This is a genomic window from Pseudomaricurvus albidus, assembly GCF_018863235.1.
Taxonomy (GTDB): Bacteria; Pseudomonadota; Gammaproteobacteria; order Pseudomonadales; family Cellvibrionaceae; genus Pseudomaricurvus; species Pseudomaricurvus albidus.
In genome coordinates, this window is sequence record NZ_JAHKRS010000015.1 from 1 (window position 1) to 17,330 (window position 17,330).

A 17,330-nucleotide genomic window follows, 5' to 3' on the forward strand; every position below is an offset into this window, starting at 1 on the left:
GTTCCAGTATATCGAAGTGGACTACAATCGAACCCGCCGACACAGTGCCAACGGCTTTATTAGCCCAGAAGCATTTGAGGCGAAGAACGTCGCTTAATAGCGTGTCCACTGTTGGCGGGCAGGATCACTCTAATAGCATTAATTTATCCGACTATTCGTGCTTATGATCGATACCCGCTTTTTTTATACTACTCTCTTCTTGTAATGCTAGCAGTTTGGTTGACAAGTTTATTGAAAACACGACCTCATTGGAAAGGTGGTATAAATATCTTCGTATTGTTTATAGGGATATTAGCCCTTATTGATCAAATACCTGCCGATAGTGATAAAAGTGGAAATTTGAGTGCTTCTAGTCGTTTTTTGGCAGAGAGGAAATTCGTCCAAACTATAGAAAATTCACTACCTGCGGGAAGTATGGTTTATCAGTATCCCTACTCACAATATTTATCTGACAATAAATATTATGGCTGGGGTGCTTTTGCTCATATGCGAGCATATTTGCATTCTTCAAATTTGCATTGGAGTAATGGTGGCTCAAAAAATAGCCCTGTAGATAATTGGCATATGGGCCTTACAGATAAAACATTGGATGACATTCTCCCTGTATTACAAGCATCGGGCTTTAGAGGGGTTTTGTTTGACTTGTGGGTTCTTAAGCCAGATGAGTTTTCTGAATTACGTAAGCTTCTTGAGGGAAAATATAACCTCTCATTTATTGTGGATGATTCAGCTAAAATGGCTTTTTCCTATATTGAAAGCCCAGGGTATACAATTGAATATAGTAATGAAATGAGACCTCATCAGCTTGTTATTCAAGATGTTCGGAAAATTAATTTTGAGTTATTGCCCAATAATATTTCCAGGCTGAAATTAGCTGAAGCGATAAATAGTTCTTCTGATGTTGATAATCTTTCCATAAATCTTAAAGAGCATGATGGGGTAGTGCTTGAGGACACTTTTATTGGTGCCTTTTTTGAAACACGATTAGAAAAAGCCGATCTCTTAGGAGAACTCGATTGCAGCGTTTCATTTAATAGTGAAAATCAACCTCAAATTAGAATAGCCGTAAAAAATCATAGCAATAAAACTTGGAAATTAAATGTCGGTAAGTATCCTCTTTCTATTGGTTACCATATACTGGACTCACAAAAAAGTGTTCTTCAGTGGGATAATGGTTTTAGGGTTAAAGACGAAGCTTGGGTGCCTGAAAATGAAACAAGATTTTTACTTGTAGATTTAAATGAACTTCCTGATAAAGAAACATGGCCACATAATGGATATGTAGCTTTTGAGCTGGTTCAAGATGGAAATATGTGGTTTAACGCAAATCCTAAGAGTGCTGATTGTCAATTAGCCCTTGAGGAGCTGTAGGTAGTAATGAATGGATAGTTCTCTGAAGTGCGATATCTTAATTGTCGGAGGTGGGTTTTACGGTGCCTATATAGCTAATTATTTTTCTAGTTTAGGTAAAAAAGTAATTTTATGTGAAAAAGAATATGATTTAATGCAGCGTGCTTCCTACAATAATCAGGCGCGTGTTCATAATGGATATCATTATCCTCGGTCTGTTTTAACCGCTCTTAGATCACGTGTTTCATTTCCACGTTTTGTGTCCGAGTTTTCTAATTGTATAGATAAATCATTTGATAAAATCTACATGATTGGCCAGCCTTTAGGTAAGGTGACCGCCCAGCAGTTTGAGAGTTTTTGTAAGAGGGTAGGAGCCCCTTTAAATCCAGCTCCTGCTTTTATTGATAGCTTAGTCAATAAAAAATTTATTGAAAGAAGCTACTCAGTAACTGAATACGCATTCGATAGTAAAAAACTCAAAAAAACTATGAAGGGGAGGCTTGATGATTCAAGTGTCAATCTGTTTTTTAATGCTTATGTAAAAAAAGTCTTACAAGATGGCTCTAAATTATTGTCTGATGTATATGTCGATGATGAATTAGTAAAGGTTTCTTCAGAACAAGTATTTAATTGTACCTATTCATCCTTGAATGAACTGAACATAAATTCTGGAGAAAAAGTATTGCCTCTTAAGCATGAGATGACTGAAATGTGTCTTGTAGACGTGCCGGATGAACTTAAGTCTTTAGGTATTACTGTAATGTGTGGCCCTTTTTTCTCTGTGATGCCTTTCCCTTCGACCGAATATCACTCATTTTCTCATGTCAGATATACTCCCCACTTTGATTGGGTCGATAAAAATAAATGCCTTAATATGTTTGAGGTGAAAAATGATGTCTATCAGTCAGCTTGGAAAAGAATGGTGAAAGATGCTGCACGCTACCTGCCTATTTTAGAAAAATCTGTATATATAAAGTCTTTACGTGAAGTCAAAACTATATTGCCGGCAAGTGAAAAGAACGATAGCCGCCCTATTCTTTTTAAGGATAATTACGGCCAACGTGGTTACCATTGTCTAATGGGTGGGAAAATCGATAATATTTACGATGTTATAGATGTAATTTCTTCGAAAGGGCTGGATAAATAGAAGTGTTGATTAACTATAAGGAAAAATCAGAAGATTTTGTAAGCATTGTTATTGTAGCCTCTGTTGTTAAAGCAGGAAATCTATTCGAAAAATTAGCTTCTTTGTCTACCTTTTTGGATGAACGATTCCTTGATTACGAAATTTTGGTGATTGAAGACCAACCAAGGACAATTTCTAGAGCAAAGCTTAATAACTTTTTGAACAAGATTGGCTCAATAAGGTTTATTGAACTGTCATATGAAGTTGACTTCGATTTGAGTATTGCTATTGGCCTAGAAAATTCAATTGGTGATTTTGTATTGTCATTTAATCCGGAGTGTGATCCTCCAGAGGCAATCGTTGATATGGTGACTATGTGTCAAAATCGTGATTTAGATATCCTGGTAGGTGTCGCTGATAATGCGAGAAAGTCTATAGGTTATCGCCTTTTGAGACCTTTAGCTTCATGGATTTTAAAAGAAATCGAGTATTATGTGCCCTCTGATGCCACCACTCTAAGATGTATTAGTAGGGTAGCGTGCAATGCAGTTACGAAAGCTAAAAGTGCAGAACATCAAATATTTGTCAGAATATCTCAAACTGGACTAGCAGAGGGAACCTATCGATATATGTATGAAAGTGAAAGTCGGAGAAACTTTATTTCATCATTTATCGAGTTGATTGATTTGTTGATTTTCAATACGGTCAAGCCACTTCGCTGGATGAGCATGTTAGGACTAATAGGTAGTTTTTCTGCATTTGTGTTTGCTCTTTTCAGCTTTCTCAGTAAATTATTAAATGAAAATGTAGCTGATGGCTGGAGTTCGTTAGTCATTTTTATTTCGGTATTATTTATGATTCTCTTTGTTATTCTAAGTTTTTTTGGAGAGTATTTAGGGAGGCTTTTGAATGGACAGGGTAAACATAACTCTTATTGGATAGTTGGTGAATATCATAGTTCTGTAATGCTAGATACAGAAAGGAATAATGTATCTACAGAATCAACTAAGTAACAAAGAGGATATTTATGACGTCTTTGGAATTAACGATCCCTGTTTTGAATGAAGAGGCTTCTCTCAGGCGTAATGTACTTATAGTGAAAGACTTTTTTTTAGAGCATTGCCCTGAACTTGTTGCTTGGTCAATTGTTATTGCCGATAACGGCTCTACCGATAGAACTGGTGAGATTGCAGAATCTTTAGCTGCTGAATACCCTGGCCAAGTAAAGTACCTACGAGTTGATCGTAAAGGTGTGGGGTTGGCACTTAAACATTCATGGTCTCATAGTGATGCGGATGTTGTAGGCTATATGGATCTCGACTTGGCCACAGACCTCAAACATCTATTGACAGTTTTTGATGTTTTTCAGACAAATAGTGCTGATATTATTTATGGCTCCAGGCTTCACAAGGATTCACAGGTTATAGGGAGAAGACCGTTTCGTGAATTTACGTCTCGCATGTTTAATTTAGTGCTTTCTATCTACTTAAAATGTCATTTCTCAGATGGGATGTGTGGTTTTAAATTTTTAAAGCGAAGCCATCTAAAAGAAATACTCGAGAGGGGAGCTGTCAGTGACGGATGGTTTTTTTGTACTGAGATTTTGGTAGTTTCAGAGTGGATGGGGCTCAATTTATTCGAACTGCCGGTTAAATGGGTAGATGACCCTGATAGTAAAGTCAAAGTTGGAAGGTTGACATTAGAGTATCTCTCGGCTATGAAATCACTTAAACAGCATGAACACTGAAATGAAGGAAATTTGTCTTGGAACCTCACTTTGGGGTTGGACTGTTGATAGGTTGGAAGCATTTAGGATACTCGATAGCTTTTATAGTGGTGGAGGGAGATTTGTCGATACAGCGAATAACTATCCTTTAAATGGTCGCCACGATGACTTTCGTAAGTCCCCAAGATATGTTTCTGAGTGGATTAAAAGTACTGGAGTCAAAGACTTAAAAGTAACTTTCAAATTCGGTAGTTTGTCAAATATCAATCAGCCAGTTTGTGATTTAAGTAGAGATAATGCCCTTTCGCAGTTTGAGCTTGCACAAAACTACTTTGCAGAATCCTTTTATTGTTTGATGATTCACTGGGATAACAGAAGTGTGCCATGTCAATTGTCGGACACATTGGCTGGTATTGAATCTAAGCTTACAAGTGAGACAAGATTAGGGTTGTCCGGTATTAAATACCCTCAAGCCTATTTGTCGGAACTTGAAAATATAGGTTTGAACCAAGTTGATATTCAGGTCAAACATAACTTTTCAACTTCTGATTTGAAACGTTATTCTATTTTAAATAAACTCAATTTACGTACTTGGGCTTATGGAATATCTGCGGGTGGAATAAGGCTCTCTGAAGATGACTATGATGAAAAAAGCTACGTAAAAGTAGTCCGTAGTCAAGATTATCATAGCAGTGTTATGACTGAAGCCTTAAAAAAGAAGTTGTTAAAATGGATGGATGATATTGAAGAAATTGAAAATCTTTATCATTTATCTATGCTGTTTTCTGAAAATACTCCAGAATTGTTTGGTTACTTAGTTGCCCCATCCACACTCAGTCAGATGGAAAGTATTTGGAGGTTCAGAAAAAAGCTTTCTGATATTTCAAGGCTGGGTGTTTATAATGGATTGGAGCAATGAGTTGAAATTGCAAGTTTTGGTTAGGTCTGAATTTTTTAGGTTTTGTCTCGTTGGGGCCTTGAATACGACTATAAGTTATGGCGTGTTTTCGGCTTTGGTTATTTACGATGTTTGGTATGTGCTGGCTAGTAGTGTAGGTTTTTTTTTAGCCACCTTAAACAGTTTTTATGTAAATAAGAGCTGGACTTTTTCTTCTCATAAGAAGCAGGTTCCAACTTTGTTTATTTCCTTCGTTTTTATAAATGTGATCGGGTTTTTTTTGAATCTAATTATATTATATTCTCTTCATGAGTTTATAAGGGTCAATGTATATTTGGCTCAATTAGTATCATTAGTTCTTGTTACATTTTTTAACTTTACTTTTACTAAAATGCTATTTAAATCGTAGTGTGATGTTTAGGACAAATTATGAAAAAAGCGATAATTACAGGAGTTACTGGTCAGGATGGTGCTTATTTGGCTCAGTTGCTTTTGTCTAAAGGTTATGAGGTAGTAGGAACTTTCCGAAGGTCTAGTTCAGTGAACTTTTGGAGACTAGAGGAGCTAGGTATAGCGCAGCATGACAATTTATCTCTTGTTGATTATGATTTAACGGATCTTTCATCTTCAATTCGATTATTAGAAAAAGTACGTCCAGATGAATTTTATAACCTGGCAGCTCAAAGTTTTGTTGGCGTATCGTTTGAACAACCTATAACCACCACAGAAATTACAGGTCTTGGTCCGGTAAATATTTTAGAGGCAATTCGAATAGTAAATCCACAAGTTCGCTTCTATCAGGCATCAACCTCTGAAATGTTTGGAAAAGTCCAGCACGTTCCTCAGACAGAATGCACCCCCTTTTATCCAAGAAGCCCTTATGGAGTTGCTAAGTTGTACGCACATTGGATGACGATCAATTATAGGGAGTCATATTCTATTTTTGGCTCCAGTGGAATTCTTTTTAATCATGAGTCACCGCTTAGGGGCAGAGAGTTTGTAACAAGAAAAATTACTGACTCGATAGCTAAAATTAAACTAGGCAAGCAGCAACTTCTGGAACTTGGTAATTTAGATGCTAAAAGAGATTGGGGGTATGCCAAAGATTATGTAGAGGGTATGTGGCTAATGCTCCAGGCAGATTTTCCAGATACTTATGTATTGGCAACGAACCGAACCGTATCTGTGCGAGAATTTGTCACTCTTGCATGCCACTCTGCGGGAATACCTATTCGTTGGGAAGGTTCTGGAGAGTCTGAGATTGGCATAGATATGGATAATGGCAGAACAATCGTTAAAGTGAATCCTAAATATTATCGTCCAGCTGAGGTTGATTTGCTCATTGGTGATCCTGAAAAAGCTAGTAGAGAACTTAAGTGGAGTCCTAAAACAAGTTTAGAAGAATTAGCTAAGATGATGATGGAAGCTGATCTAAAACGAAATGAGTTAGGCTTTTCATTCTAAAGGTCTGTTCGTCGGATTGGAATGGTTGCTTGGGGGAAGTATTTATTGAATGTAATTTTATCTGTCGAATCGATAATATTCCCTCTCACGGGTACTGGTCGATATACTTCGGAGCTTATTCGTTGAGAGAAGTGTTGGCTATGTGCACCGAGATTACCGGACACGAGATAGAAATACAGGTTAACCCAGATTTCGTGCGCTCTAATGAGGTCAAAACTCTTTGTGGCGATGCATCGAAATTATGGTCCTGTATTGGGCAATGGGAGACGCCAGAAATTCGCCAAACTCTTCAATGGATGTTAAGTCAGACTTCAAAATGACACTCTTTGCTTCGCCTATGTGTCAACAGTTAGATAGCCTAACGTGCCATCACTATTGCCAAAAATGGCTGTATGTACATGGGATTAAATTTGGATAATTTATTTGGAAACTTCTATACCAATAAAAACGCTTATTTCTGTAGATCCCATCACCTTTCCTCTTACAGGTATTGGTCGTTATACCTGGGAACTTATACAGCAGCTGCAATTGCTGTCTGATATTGAATTGAGCTACTTTTCTGGACGTAGGATAGTTCAACAACTTCCTAGTCCGGATGCCGGTTCACTTACTGATACACCGAATGCTACTTCTGACCGATTCAGGTTGAAAAGATTGGTGCAAAGTAACGGAGTCTTTTTAGAGCTGTATAGGCTTTGTTTGCCTTTATTACAAAGACAGGCTCTTAAGGGCTATGAAGAACATATATATCACGCCACTAATTATTATTTGCCTCCTCTATCAGGCCCTGGCGTTGCTACTTTTCATGATTTGTCGCCTTTTACATGGGCGCATTATCATCCAGCGCAACGCGTTCGTTTTATGCAGAAGTCTATGCGTGCGAGTTTGGGGCGCGCAAGCGCGTTAATAACCGATTCTGAATTTACCCGAAGAGAGGTCGCGGATTATTTCTCTTGGCCTTTGGATAAGGTGTTTGCGGTTCCTTTGGCCTCCGGATCGGAGTTCCACCCCAGAAGTTCTGATGCCTGTAGAGCTATACTTAACGAGTATGATCTGGATCACGGTGGCTATACATTGTATGTAGGTACAATTGAACCTCGAAAAAACTTGCTGACCCTATTGGATGCTTACAGTCGACTCCCTCTTTCCATGAGGCGGCGCTGGCCGTTGATCTTCGCGGGATACTATGGATGGGGGAGTGATGCTGTACACCGACGGATTGATAAGGCAAAAGCTGAAGGTTGGGCCAAATATTTGGGGTTTACCCCCTCTGAGCATTTACCTGTTCTCTACTCTGGAGCAAGACTGTTTACGTTTCCATCTTTTTATGAAGGTTTTGGTTTGCCAGTACTCGAGGCAATGGCTTCTGGTGTTCCGGTAGTTTGTTCTGATAGTGCCTCTTTACCGGAAGTGGTAGGAGATTGCGGGTTAATGACCACAGCAGAAAATGTGGAAGGATTTACCGAGCTGATTCGTAGAGGGCTGGAGGATGAAATCTGGCGGGATAGCGCAATCCTATCAGGTCAAATCCGTGCAAAAAAGTTTTCTTGGCAAGAGTGTGCGCAAAATACCTATAAGGTCTATAAACGGGTTGTTGAACAGATTTGAAAGTCCTGCATTTTTATAAAACCTATCATCCTGACAGCTTTGGTGGGGTGGAGCAGGTTATTTTTCAGCTTTCGGAAAGCAGCACTGAGTATGGTGTAGAACCGCAGGTTCTTACTGTCAGCAGGTCAGGCTCTAATCGAGATATTCCTGTGTCTCGACATATCACCCATAAATCAAAAATGACGGCTGAAATTGCTTCTAATGCACTGTCTGTGGCAGCAATAAGTGATTTTTATGAGCTGTCTCGTGAAGTAGATGTTGTGAATTTCCATTATCCTTGGCCTTTTATGGATGTGGTCCATTTTCTTACTCGCCATAAAAAGCCCTGTGTTGTTAGCTACCACTCCGATATAGTTCGGCAAAAAGGCTTATTGCAGTTGTATAAGCCGCTGATGTATCGGTTTTTAAGTAGTGTGGATGCAATCGTTGTAGCGTCTCCCGCTTACACTCAATTTAGTCCTGTGCTGGCTAAATATCGCGACAAGATTCATGTAATTCCATATGGGCTGGATGAGCATAGTTACTCTCAATCAACAGAAGCAAAACTGGAAGAGTGGCGTGCCAAACTACCACCCAAATTCTTTTTATTTGTTGGCGCATTGCGTTATTACAAGGGATTGCAGTTTTTGTTGGATGCCGCGTGCCAGACAAAATTGCCCATCGTAATTGTCGGGAGTGGTGGTGTTGAGGTTGATCTCCATGCCCAGGCAATGAAATTAGGGCTCGATAGTGTAATCTTTACTGGGACTCTACCGGAAGAGGATAAAAATGCACTTCTGGAGCTCTGTTACGGCTTTGTCTTTCCTTCTCATTTGCCTTCTGAAGCATTTGGGATTTCCCTCTTGGAAGGAGCAATGTTCTCCAAACCGTTGATTTCTTGTGAGATTGGTACTGGTACAACCTATATTAATATCGGAGGTCAAACGGGCTTGGTGGTTCCGCCTGGCGATTCTGCGGCTTTGGGGGAGGCCATGCTTAAACTCTGGGAAAACCCAGATCTGGCTCAGAGTCTGGGGAGTGCCGCCCGTCGAAGGTATTTAGAAATTTTCAAATCGTCAAAAATGGCTTCAGATTACGCTGAGTTGTACCGTAGCCTTCTTTAGTTTTATTTTTTTGAAATAGACTTTAATACTAATCTCTGTCGTACGGAACTAGGAGGGGGAGGGGGGCATTGCCAGCTGATGGTCTAGTGTTGGAAATATTGATCACTTTCTGCTGACACCCTCTAGGTACGTTCAATCCTTGAACACACCTATTTCGACCTATATAATCCCCCGTTCATTCATTGAACGCATACTCCCGTGGCCGACGAAATCCACTTCAAAATCCTCCGCCTGCTCGAGGCCGACCCCCATGTATCCCAGCGACAGCTATCGGATGAATTAGGCGTCAGTCTTGGTAAGGTCAACTATTGCCTGCGGGCCCTGGTTGAGAAGGGGCTGCTGAAGGCCAATAACTTCAAAAATCACAAGAACAAGTCTGCCTACGCCTATTTGCTGACCCCCTCTGGTATTCAGGAAAGGGCCTCTTTGGCGCGTCGCTTCCTGAAAATCAAAATGGCCGAATATGAACGGCTCAAAAAGGAAATCGAAGAGCTTGGGCTAGAGAGCTCCAAGGACAAATCATGAAAAAAATCGCCGTCGCTGGGACAGGCTATGTGGGCCTGTCCAACGCTGTGCTGTTGGCGCAGCACAATGAGGTTGTCGCTCTGGATCTGGATCTGGGCAAGGTGGACATGCTGAACCAGAAGCGTTCACCCATCCAGGATGCCGAGATTACCCATTACCTCGAAAATACCTCCTTAACTCTGCAGGCGACTCTGGATAAAGAGGTGGCTTATCAAGGGGCGGATATAGTCATTATCGCCACACCGACAGATTACGATCCGATGACCAACTACTTTGATACCCACACCGTAGAATCGGTGATTCAGGATGTGGTTGCGATCAATCCTGATGCCTTGATGGTGATCAAGTCCACCGTTCCCGTTGGCTATACCGCTTCAATTAAAGAACGATTCGATACCGGAAATATCCTGTTTTCTCCCGAATTCCTGCGGGAGGGTAAAGCCCTTTACGACAACTTGTACCCCTCCAGAATTATTGTGGGCGAGCAGTCCGAAAGGGCGCAAGAATTTGCCAGCCTACTGCAGCAAGGGGCCGTCAAAGAAGATATACCGTTACTGTTTACCGACAGTACCGAGGCAGAGGCCATTAAGCTATTTGCCAATACCTACCTGGCCATGCGGGTGGCCTACTTTAATGAGCTGGATACCTACGCCGAAACTCATGGCCTGGATTCTGCCCACATTATCGAAGGGGTAGGACTGGACCCCCGTATAGGGATGCACTACAACAACCCCTCATTTGGTTATGGCGGTTACTGCCTGCCGAAAGACACCAAACAGCTTTTGGCCAACTACGACGATGTGCCCAGTAATCTGATTAAAGCCATTGTAGATGCCAACACCACCCGCAAAGACTTTATTGCAGATTCGATTTTACGTCGAAACCCCAAAGTCGTTGGTGTCTACCGTTTGGTGATGAAGACAGGTTCTGATAATTTCCGGCAATCCGCAATCCAGGGTGTGATGAAGCGGATCAAAGCAAAAGGGATCGAAGTGGTCATCTATGAACCTGAATTACAGGAAGAAACCTTCTTTAACTCCCGTGTTATTCGAGACCTGAAAGAGTTTAAACAACTCAGTGATGTGGTGTTGGCTAACCGCCGCTCTGAAAACCTGAGTGATATCGACGATAAAGTCTATACGCGCGATTTGTTTGGAAGTGATTAATTTATGAATATTCTTGTTACCGGATCTGCCGGTTTTATCGGTTTTCATTTGGCGCAGGCGCTGTTACGAGCCGGGCACAGTGTTGTTGGTATCGATAACCTCAATGACTATTATGACCCAACTCTAAAGCAAAGCCGCCTTGCAGAAATTAACCGATTGGTGTCCGAGATAGGCGTTACTGCTGAGTATCAGTTTATTAAGCTGGACCTAGCAGATCAAAAAGGCATGGAATCTCTGTTCTCAGAACATACCTTTGACGTGGTTGTAAACCTGGCTGCTCAGGCTGGAGTTCGTTACTCCCTTGAAAACCCACGGGCTTATGTCGATGCTAATTTAGTGGGCTTTACTAATATTCTGGAAGGCTGCCGCCAACAGAACGTTAAACACTTAGTATACGCATCATCCAGCTCAGTTTACGGTATGAACACCAAGCAGCCGTTCAGCACTGAAGATCGGGTGGATTATCCAATCAGTTTGTATGCGGCCACCAAGAAATCCAATGAATTGATGGCGCACACCTACAGCCATTTATTCAACTTGCCAACAACCGGGCTACGTTTTTTTACCGTCTACGGCCCGTGGGGCAGACCGGATATGGCAGCGTTTAAATTTACCAAGGCCATACTCGACGGCAACCCCATTGATGTTTACAACAACGGCGAGATGAAGCGCGATTTTACTTACATCGACGACATCATCGAAGGTGTGGTTCGGGTGATCAACAAAATTCCAGAGCCTTACAACTGTTCAGAAACCAATGTTCAGGCTCCCTATAAGGTCTACAACATAGGTAATAACCAGCCGGTCACCTTGCGACGATTTATCCAAGCGATTGAGGCGGGTTGTGGCAAAAAAGCGGTTGAAAACCTGATGCCCATGCAAGCGGGGGACGTACCCATTACCTATGCGGATGTGGATGATCTGATTAAGGATGTGGGTTTTAAACCATCTACCTCTATTGAGACTGGTATTCAGAATTTTGTGGATTGGTATCGTGGTTTTAATGGTAATTAATGGATTAAGATAACTATTATATGAAAAAAGCGCTGTTTTACATTCGTTCTATCTCAGGAGGAGCTGGAAAGAATTTTATCTTTGTTGCTAACGAGATGGCTCAACATGGTTGGTTTGTTGAAGTTAATTATTGTCGAGGCGAGCAAACTTATATTGATGCAATCGATTCAAGTGTCACAAAGGTTAGATTAAAGCATGAGAATGTTTTTTTAGTGCTGTTAATCTTATTTAAAAAACTACTTGGAAGAAACTTCGATGCTGTGTTTTCTACGGGCATAGCAAACAATGTATTAGTGATCCTTGCGTCTTTTGTCAGTCGGTTTCGTGGGAAAGTCATTGTTCGAGAAGCGTTGTCTTTAAAAGCATATAAGATTAAACCCCCACGCCTACTTTTCGCTTTTAGAATGATTTATCGATTGTCTAGCTGGCTAAATAAACCCCATGTCATTAATTTAAATCTGGCGATGGAGAAAGACTTTGAAGAATCAGGATGTGGCGGTGAAAAACTGATTAGGCATGTTATTGGAAATCCAGTATCAGTTCAGAAAATAAGGTATCGTTCTCTTAAAGAATATGAGTTGCCAGAGTGGATTAAAAATCGGACCTGTAAAATTGTTGCGGTTGGTCGATTAGTGAAGGAAAAGGATTTTCATAAGGCGATAGATGTAATTCGACTTTTATCAAAAGATATTTCTTGTGGTTTGTTAATACTTGGTGAAGGCCCTCTTAAAGAGAAGCTTCAAGAGTATATTGATGATTGCGGCATGCATGAAAACATAGAATTGTTGGGTTTTCAGGAAAATCCTTATGCAGTTATCAGTGCTTGTGATCTTTTATTGTCGACCTCTAAAGCCGAAGGGCAGCCTAATGCTATTCTGGAGGCGCTAGCATTGTCAAAGCCTATAGTGGCTTACGATTGTTCCACTGGCCCTAAAGAAATTGTTGAAAAGTACAGTGCGGGTGTTTTGGTAGAAAGTGATGAGGTCAATTTGTACGTCGACGCTATCAAAACTCTTTTGTCAAATAACTTTGAAATTCTCAAGGAGTCTATAGCGCTATTAGAGAACGATTACTCTGAGTCTGAAATACGTGATTTATATGTCCGATTATTTGAAGGAAATGCCTAAGTGGAATGTAAGTATCAGTTAGTGCTTTTGAGGCTAGGTGTTGTTTAAATGGTGATGGCAGACTCTAAAGTAAAGGTGAATAAAAAGCAGCTGTCCAGAAAGGTATTTTCATCCATGAGCTGGATGGTTTTGTCGGTCTTTTTCAAGATGGCATTGCAATTATTATTTTTATCGATCATGGCCAGGCTCTTAATGCCTCAGGATTATGGCGTTATGGCATCGGCTATGATTGTAATGTCATTCGCTACTCTTCTATCTGATGTTGGGGTTGGTAAAGCGGTGGTTCAGATTGAAACTCTGACGCCTAAACATATCAGTAGTGCCTTTTCATTTAGTGTGTTTGTTGGGGTAGGTGCATCTTTACTGGTTTATTTACTGTCAACGTATATATCTAATTTTTTCTCCATGCCCGAGCTTGATCTGGTCTTGGAGGTGTTGTCGATCTCTTTTTTGATTCGAGGGTTGTCAGTCATTTCGGAAGCGTTAATTGTAAGAGAAATGCATTTTAAATCTCTGGCGATAAGAGATGTTTTATCATATTTGGGTGGGTACGGCGTCGTAGGGTGTATGTTGGCTTACTTAAATTATGGTGTTTGGGCGCTGGTTGCTGCACACGTTTCCACTGAACTTATAAGAAGTGTTTGGTTGATAATTCAAAAGCCTCATGACAAGAGCCTTCGTTTTGAATTGGTGCCATTGAAAGCCTTATTGGTTTATGGGGGAGGCTCATCCCTGGCATCTTTCTTTAATACAGTAGCTAGCAAGGTTGATCAGGTCATTATCGGTCGCTATATGAGCTCTGAAACTTTAGGGTTATATAATCGATCAGCCCAGTTGATGACTATGCCTGCGAGTATTTTTGGAACGGTAATTTCGAAAGTTTTGTTTCCGGCGTTTTCAATTCTTCAGGCCGATAAAGAAAAGTTGTCTGCAGCCCATTTTAAAGGTGTGTATTTGACAGCACTGCTAGTGGCACCTGCAAGTGTGGTTTTGTATGTTTTTTCTCAAGAGCTAATTTTTATTCTTTTAGGGCATGATTGGGAAGGGGCTGTTCCTTTATTTGAAATTTTGGCCATAGGAATATATTTTCGCCTGGGCTATAAAATTAATGGTGAATTTGCCCGGGCGGTAGGGAAAGTTTATAAGCTTTCTTATGTACAGTTCAAATTTGCGTTTTTTGTATTTTGTGGCTGTTTTTGGGGAAAGGCCTATGGTGTAGAAGGTGTTGCTTATGGCCTTTTGGCTGCCCTTATTTTGCATTATATATTTATGACTCGTTTGGGTTTGAGTGTAACTGGATTGGGTTTTGGAAAGTTTTTGCTGAGTCATGTCCCAGGAATCGTCATTTCTCTTTGTGTTTATTTTTCTTTAAGTCTGGTTAAACTTGTATTTAGTGATTTAAATATAGGAGAAGTGGCTACTTTTTTGGTCGGTTCTATTGTTTCAGTAATCGTATGGTTTTTGTGCGTTTTTTTGTTGAGTAAGAATCAGCTTGGTTATCCAATTGTATGGTTTTTTTATTTGATGTTTAAAAAGAGTAAGGTATGACTTTTGTTCGTAAGATGTTAATAAGTGTTCGGAATTTTTTTATAAAACAAAAACCATTTTTTTCTGGTTACAATAAAAAGTTTCCAGTGAATATGGCCAATTCCAGGTGTGCAATTTCTCATAGCGGAAAGTTTATATATTTCAGGATACCAAAGTCCGCCAACTCTACAGTAGTGGCCTCCTTAAGTTATGCTGAAACTGGTGTGTTGCCAAGTGAACAGGCAGATATTCGGAAGATTAAAAAGTCGTACAGTCTACCTAGTACAGTCAGTCGATCTGATATGGGTTCAGTTAACGATTATTATAAATTCAGCATTGTGAGAAATCCTTACACGCGAATTGTTTCAGCTTATGTTGATAAAGTACATCGAGGGAAGCCTGAGAAGGCTAAGGTAGCCAGGTATTTTTCCAGAGATGTGAATGAGCATATTTCTTTCGATGAGTTTCTAAGTTATTTAGAAAGTGGTGGAATCTATGAGGATGCTCATTGGGCTCCTCAGACAGACTTGATTTTCATACCTATTGAAGAGTTGGATTATCTTGGGAAAATAGAAACTATAGGTAGAGATCTTCCATTTATTCTTAATGAGCTCTTCAAGAAGAGTGATATTGTGGATTGGCGCCCTCATGCAAGCTCTCATGAGAAGGTAAAGATTGAGCTGGACAGCAACCAGAAGAAAAAAATTTATGCGCTGTATAAAAATGATTTTATTTCTTTGGGATATGATTGTTGAGGTTTAGGGTGTTATGTCTGACTTAAATAATCATGAAGGTTTACGTCCTGTTTTTATTGGTGGTTGCGGTAGAAGTGGAACCACGATGCTTGCATCTTTATTGGGAGCTGTAGAAGGTGCAGTGGTAACGCCTGAGTCCCAGTTTAAAATTGATTACCTCTACGATGAGAGAAATACTTTAAATTATAAAAACCTATGGCGCCTTAAGACGTGGGATTTGTCAATTGATAGATTTAAAGAGCTGGCTAGGACTTCCGCTAGTAAACAACTGGCTCTTGAGAGCTTGGTGAGAGAATATTCGTTTCAGCACTCTGGGAGTGTTCCTTGCTACTGGATAGATCATACTCCTGACAATATTCGTTACGTTGATCTACTGCTAGAAAATTTCAAGGTAGCAAAATTTATCAATATTGTGAGAGATGGTAGGGCGGTGGCATCCTCCATGATGAGGCTGAAGTGGGGGGCGGATACTATTTATGAGGCGTCAGAATGGTGGCGAGAGCGTGTTGCACTTGGGTTTGCTGCAGAGCATGCATTTCCTGATAGGGTGATGACCGTCAGCTATGAGAAAATATTAAACAATCCTGAAGGTGAGCTTCGTCGATTGTGTGAATTTATTGGAATTAAATATACAGCTAAAATGTTGCAAGGTACTGGATTTAGAATGCCTGATTACCGCCGAGAACAGCATTTATTGGTTGGAAGTCCACCGGATAGTTCCAGAATTGAGGCATGGAAAAGCGAGTTAATGCACTCTGAAATCGAAATTTTTGAAACAATTTCATCTCAGTACCTTAAGGCGTTGGGTTATCAACTTTCTGGAGCCGATATTAAAAGAAGTAGCGTTGGATCAGTTTTAAAACGTAAGCTTCAAGTACGCCCTTTTATTTTGTCTATGATGCGTAAAGTCAAAGGCTGGAAGTAATAAGTAATAGCGCGTTTGGATATTGCACTGTTTTGTGGGTGATAAACTCTTACTAAGTTCAGATTTCTAAGAAATTCCTTTCAAGGAGGTGTTTCTTCTTTGGGCTTAAACTTTCCGGTTGTGAAATAAAGCCGTCATGTTATCAATTTTTATGAAGATTAAGGTTGAAGCCACTTTTCGCTGGCCTTCAGTATACAATTATGAAAAGACTAATAGACAGAATTACATTAGCTAGCGGATATCTCAATCCTATTGTTTTGGCAAGTGATAGAAGGTTTGATGTACGTTGCATTCGGCGAGTTGCACCTTCAGTTTTAGTTTGTCATGAATATGAGTTTGTTTATTGCCGTGTTCCCAAGTCCGCAAATACCACAATGCTTAACCTTCTGTATGAGTCCATTGAAGGTAAGGGTATTAAAGCGTGGGATAGAAATAACCTTACAAGGAGGTATTTTTCTTCGCTAGGTGGGCGGACTCTTTTGAAGGCGAATGTGCCTCTTAATAATTACTTTTTTTTTACTGTCGTTAGAAATCCATACGACCGGATTTTAAGTGCTTATCTTGATAAGTTTAGTATGCCTGAATATAGGGGTCGGTATCCTTCAGTGTACCATCCGAAATATAAAGTGAATCCTGCTGAAAATTATAATTCATTTTTAAAACATCTGGTGTCCTCCAGGCAGTTCATGTTTTCAGATCACCATTGGGTGCCTCAGTACCTGTTTTTGTTGCCCAGCTTAGATCGTATTGACTATGTTGGAAAAGTTGAGTCTCTAACATTTGACTATAGTGATATTGCCAAGCGCTTAAAATTACCCTTCTTAAAAAAAATAGATTCAAGCTTTAGGGGGCAGGGTGTTTCTACAACCTCATCTACAGAGAAAAGAGATGTCTTTTATTCGGAAGATATTTTTGGTAGGGAAAACAAAAAAATTGTATCTGAACTTTATGAAAGGGATTTTATTGATTTTGGTTATGAGTTTTAACCTTGGGGTGAAGTTGGTGGTAATTAATTT

17 protein-coding genes are annotated in these 17,330 nt (G+C 40.1%); all 17 read left to right on the forward strand.

Features of this window, described 5'->3' with window-relative positions; all coding sequences use genetic code 11:
- Positions 1-219: 219 nt before the first annotated feature.
- The 17 genes from KOI40_RS17680 to KOI40_RS17760 all read left to right on the forward strand — a co-directional run bounded on the left by KOI40_RS17680 (position 220) and on the right by KOI40_RS17760 (position 17,300).
- Positions 220-1,371 (forward strand): hypothetical protein, encoded by a 1,152-nt coding sequence (locus KOI40_RS17680; protein WP_216098884.1) that lies wholly within the window; start codon positions 220-222, stop codon positions 1,369-1,371.
- Between the two features lie 10 nt (positions 1,372-1,381).
- A complete protein-coding gene (locus KOI40_RS17685; protein ID WP_216098885.1) occupies positions 1,382-2,497 on the forward strand; it encodes an FAD-dependent oxidoreductase in 1,116 nt (371 codons plus the stop codon).
- 2 nt (positions 2,498-2,499) lie between these two features.
- A complete protein-coding gene (locus KOI40_RS17690; protein ID WP_216098886.1) occupies positions 2,500-3,489 on the forward strand; it encodes a hypothetical protein in 990 nt (329 codons plus the stop codon).
- 14 nt (positions 3,490-3,503) lie between these two features.
- Positions 3,504-4,223 carry a glycosyltransferase gene (locus tag KOI40_RS17695; RefSeq protein WP_216098887.1) on the forward strand — a complete coding sequence of 240 codons (720 nt, stop codon included), beginning with the start codon at positions 3,504-3,506 and terminating at the stop codon, positions 4,221-4,223.
- Position 4,224: 1 nt separating this feature from the next.
- The gene (locus KOI40_RS17700) at positions 4,225-5,121 is read left to right on the forward strand and encodes an aldo/keto reductase (RefSeq protein ID WP_216098888.1); all 897 of its coding nucleotides are present in this window, start codon (positions 4,225-4,227) and stop codon (positions 5,119-5,121) included.
- The gene (locus tag KOI40_RS18955; protein WP_216098889.1) at positions 5,105-5,509 is read left to right on the forward strand and encodes a GtrA family protein; all 405 of its coding nucleotides are present in this window, start codon (positions 5,105-5,107) and stop codon (positions 5,507-5,509) included. The genes KOI40_RS17700 and KOI40_RS18955 overlap by 17 nt, the downstream gene beginning before the upstream one ends.
- A 20-nt stretch (positions 5,510-5,529) precedes the next feature.
- Positions 5,530-6,564 (forward strand): GDP-mannose 4,6-dehydratase, encoded by a 1,035-nt coding sequence (gene gmd, locus KOI40_RS17710; protein ID WP_216098890.1) that lies wholly within the window; start codon positions 5,530-5,532, stop codon positions 6,562-6,564.
- A gap of 423 nt (positions 6,565-6,987) precedes the next feature.
- Positions 6,988-8,172, forward strand: a complete 1,185-nt coding sequence (locus KOI40_RS17715) for a glycosyltransferase family 4 protein (RefSeq protein WP_216098891.1) — start codon at positions 6,988-6,990, stop codon at positions 8,170-8,172.
- Positions 8,169-9,275, forward strand: coding sequence for a glycosyltransferase (locus KOI40_RS17720; protein WP_216098892.1), 1,107 nt, complete (start codon positions 8,169-8,171; stop codon positions 9,273-9,275). Before KOI40_RS17715 ends, KOI40_RS17720 begins: the two co-directional genes overlap by 4 nt.
- A gap of 198 nt (positions 9,276-9,473) precedes the next feature.
- Positions 9,474-9,800, forward strand: a complete 327-nt coding sequence (locus KOI40_RS17725) for a MarR family EPS-associated transcriptional regulator (protein WP_216098893.1) — start codon at positions 9,474-9,476, stop codon at positions 9,798-9,800.
- Positions 9,797-10,966, forward strand: coding sequence for a nucleotide sugar dehydrogenase (locus KOI40_RS17730; RefSeq protein ID WP_216098894.1), 1,170 nt, complete (start codon positions 9,797-9,799; stop codon positions 10,964-10,966). The genes KOI40_RS17725 and KOI40_RS17730 overlap by 4 nt, the downstream gene beginning before the upstream one ends.
- 3 nt (positions 10,967-10,969) lie before the next feature.
- Positions 10,970-11,980: an NAD-dependent epimerase gene (locus KOI40_RS17735; RefSeq protein WP_216098895.1), complete on the forward strand. Its 1,011-nt coding sequence runs from the start codon at positions 10,970-10,972 to the stop codon at positions 11,978-11,980.
- Between the two features lie 20 nt (positions 11,981-12,000).
- Entirely contained in the window at positions 12,001-13,107 is a 1,107-nt protein-coding gene (locus KOI40_RS17740; RefSeq protein WP_216098896.1) for a glycosyltransferase, read from the forward strand.
- A gap of 114 nt (positions 13,108-13,221) precedes the next feature.
- A complete protein-coding gene (locus tag KOI40_RS17745; RefSeq protein ID WP_216098897.1) occupies positions 13,222-14,655 on the forward strand; it encodes a lipopolysaccharide biosynthesis protein in 1,434 nt (477 codons plus the stop codon).
- The gene (locus KOI40_RS17750) at positions 14,652-15,389 is read left to right on the forward strand and encodes a sulfotransferase family protein (protein ID WP_216098898.1); all 738 of its coding nucleotides are present in this window, start codon (positions 14,652-14,654) and stop codon (positions 15,387-15,389) included. The genes KOI40_RS17745 and KOI40_RS17750 overlap by 4 nt, the downstream gene beginning before the upstream one ends.
- A 13-nt stretch (positions 15,390-15,402) precedes the next feature.
- A complete protein-coding gene (locus KOI40_RS17755) occupies positions 15,403-16,314 on the forward strand; it encodes a sulfotransferase family protein (protein ID WP_216098899.1) in 912 nt (303 codons plus the stop codon).
- A gap of 200 nt (positions 16,315-16,514) precedes the next feature.
- A complete protein-coding gene (locus KOI40_RS17760) occupies positions 16,515-17,300 on the forward strand; it encodes a sulfotransferase family protein (RefSeq protein ID WP_216098900.1) in 786 nt (261 codons plus the stop codon).
- Positions 17,301-17,330 lie beyond the last annotated feature (30 nt).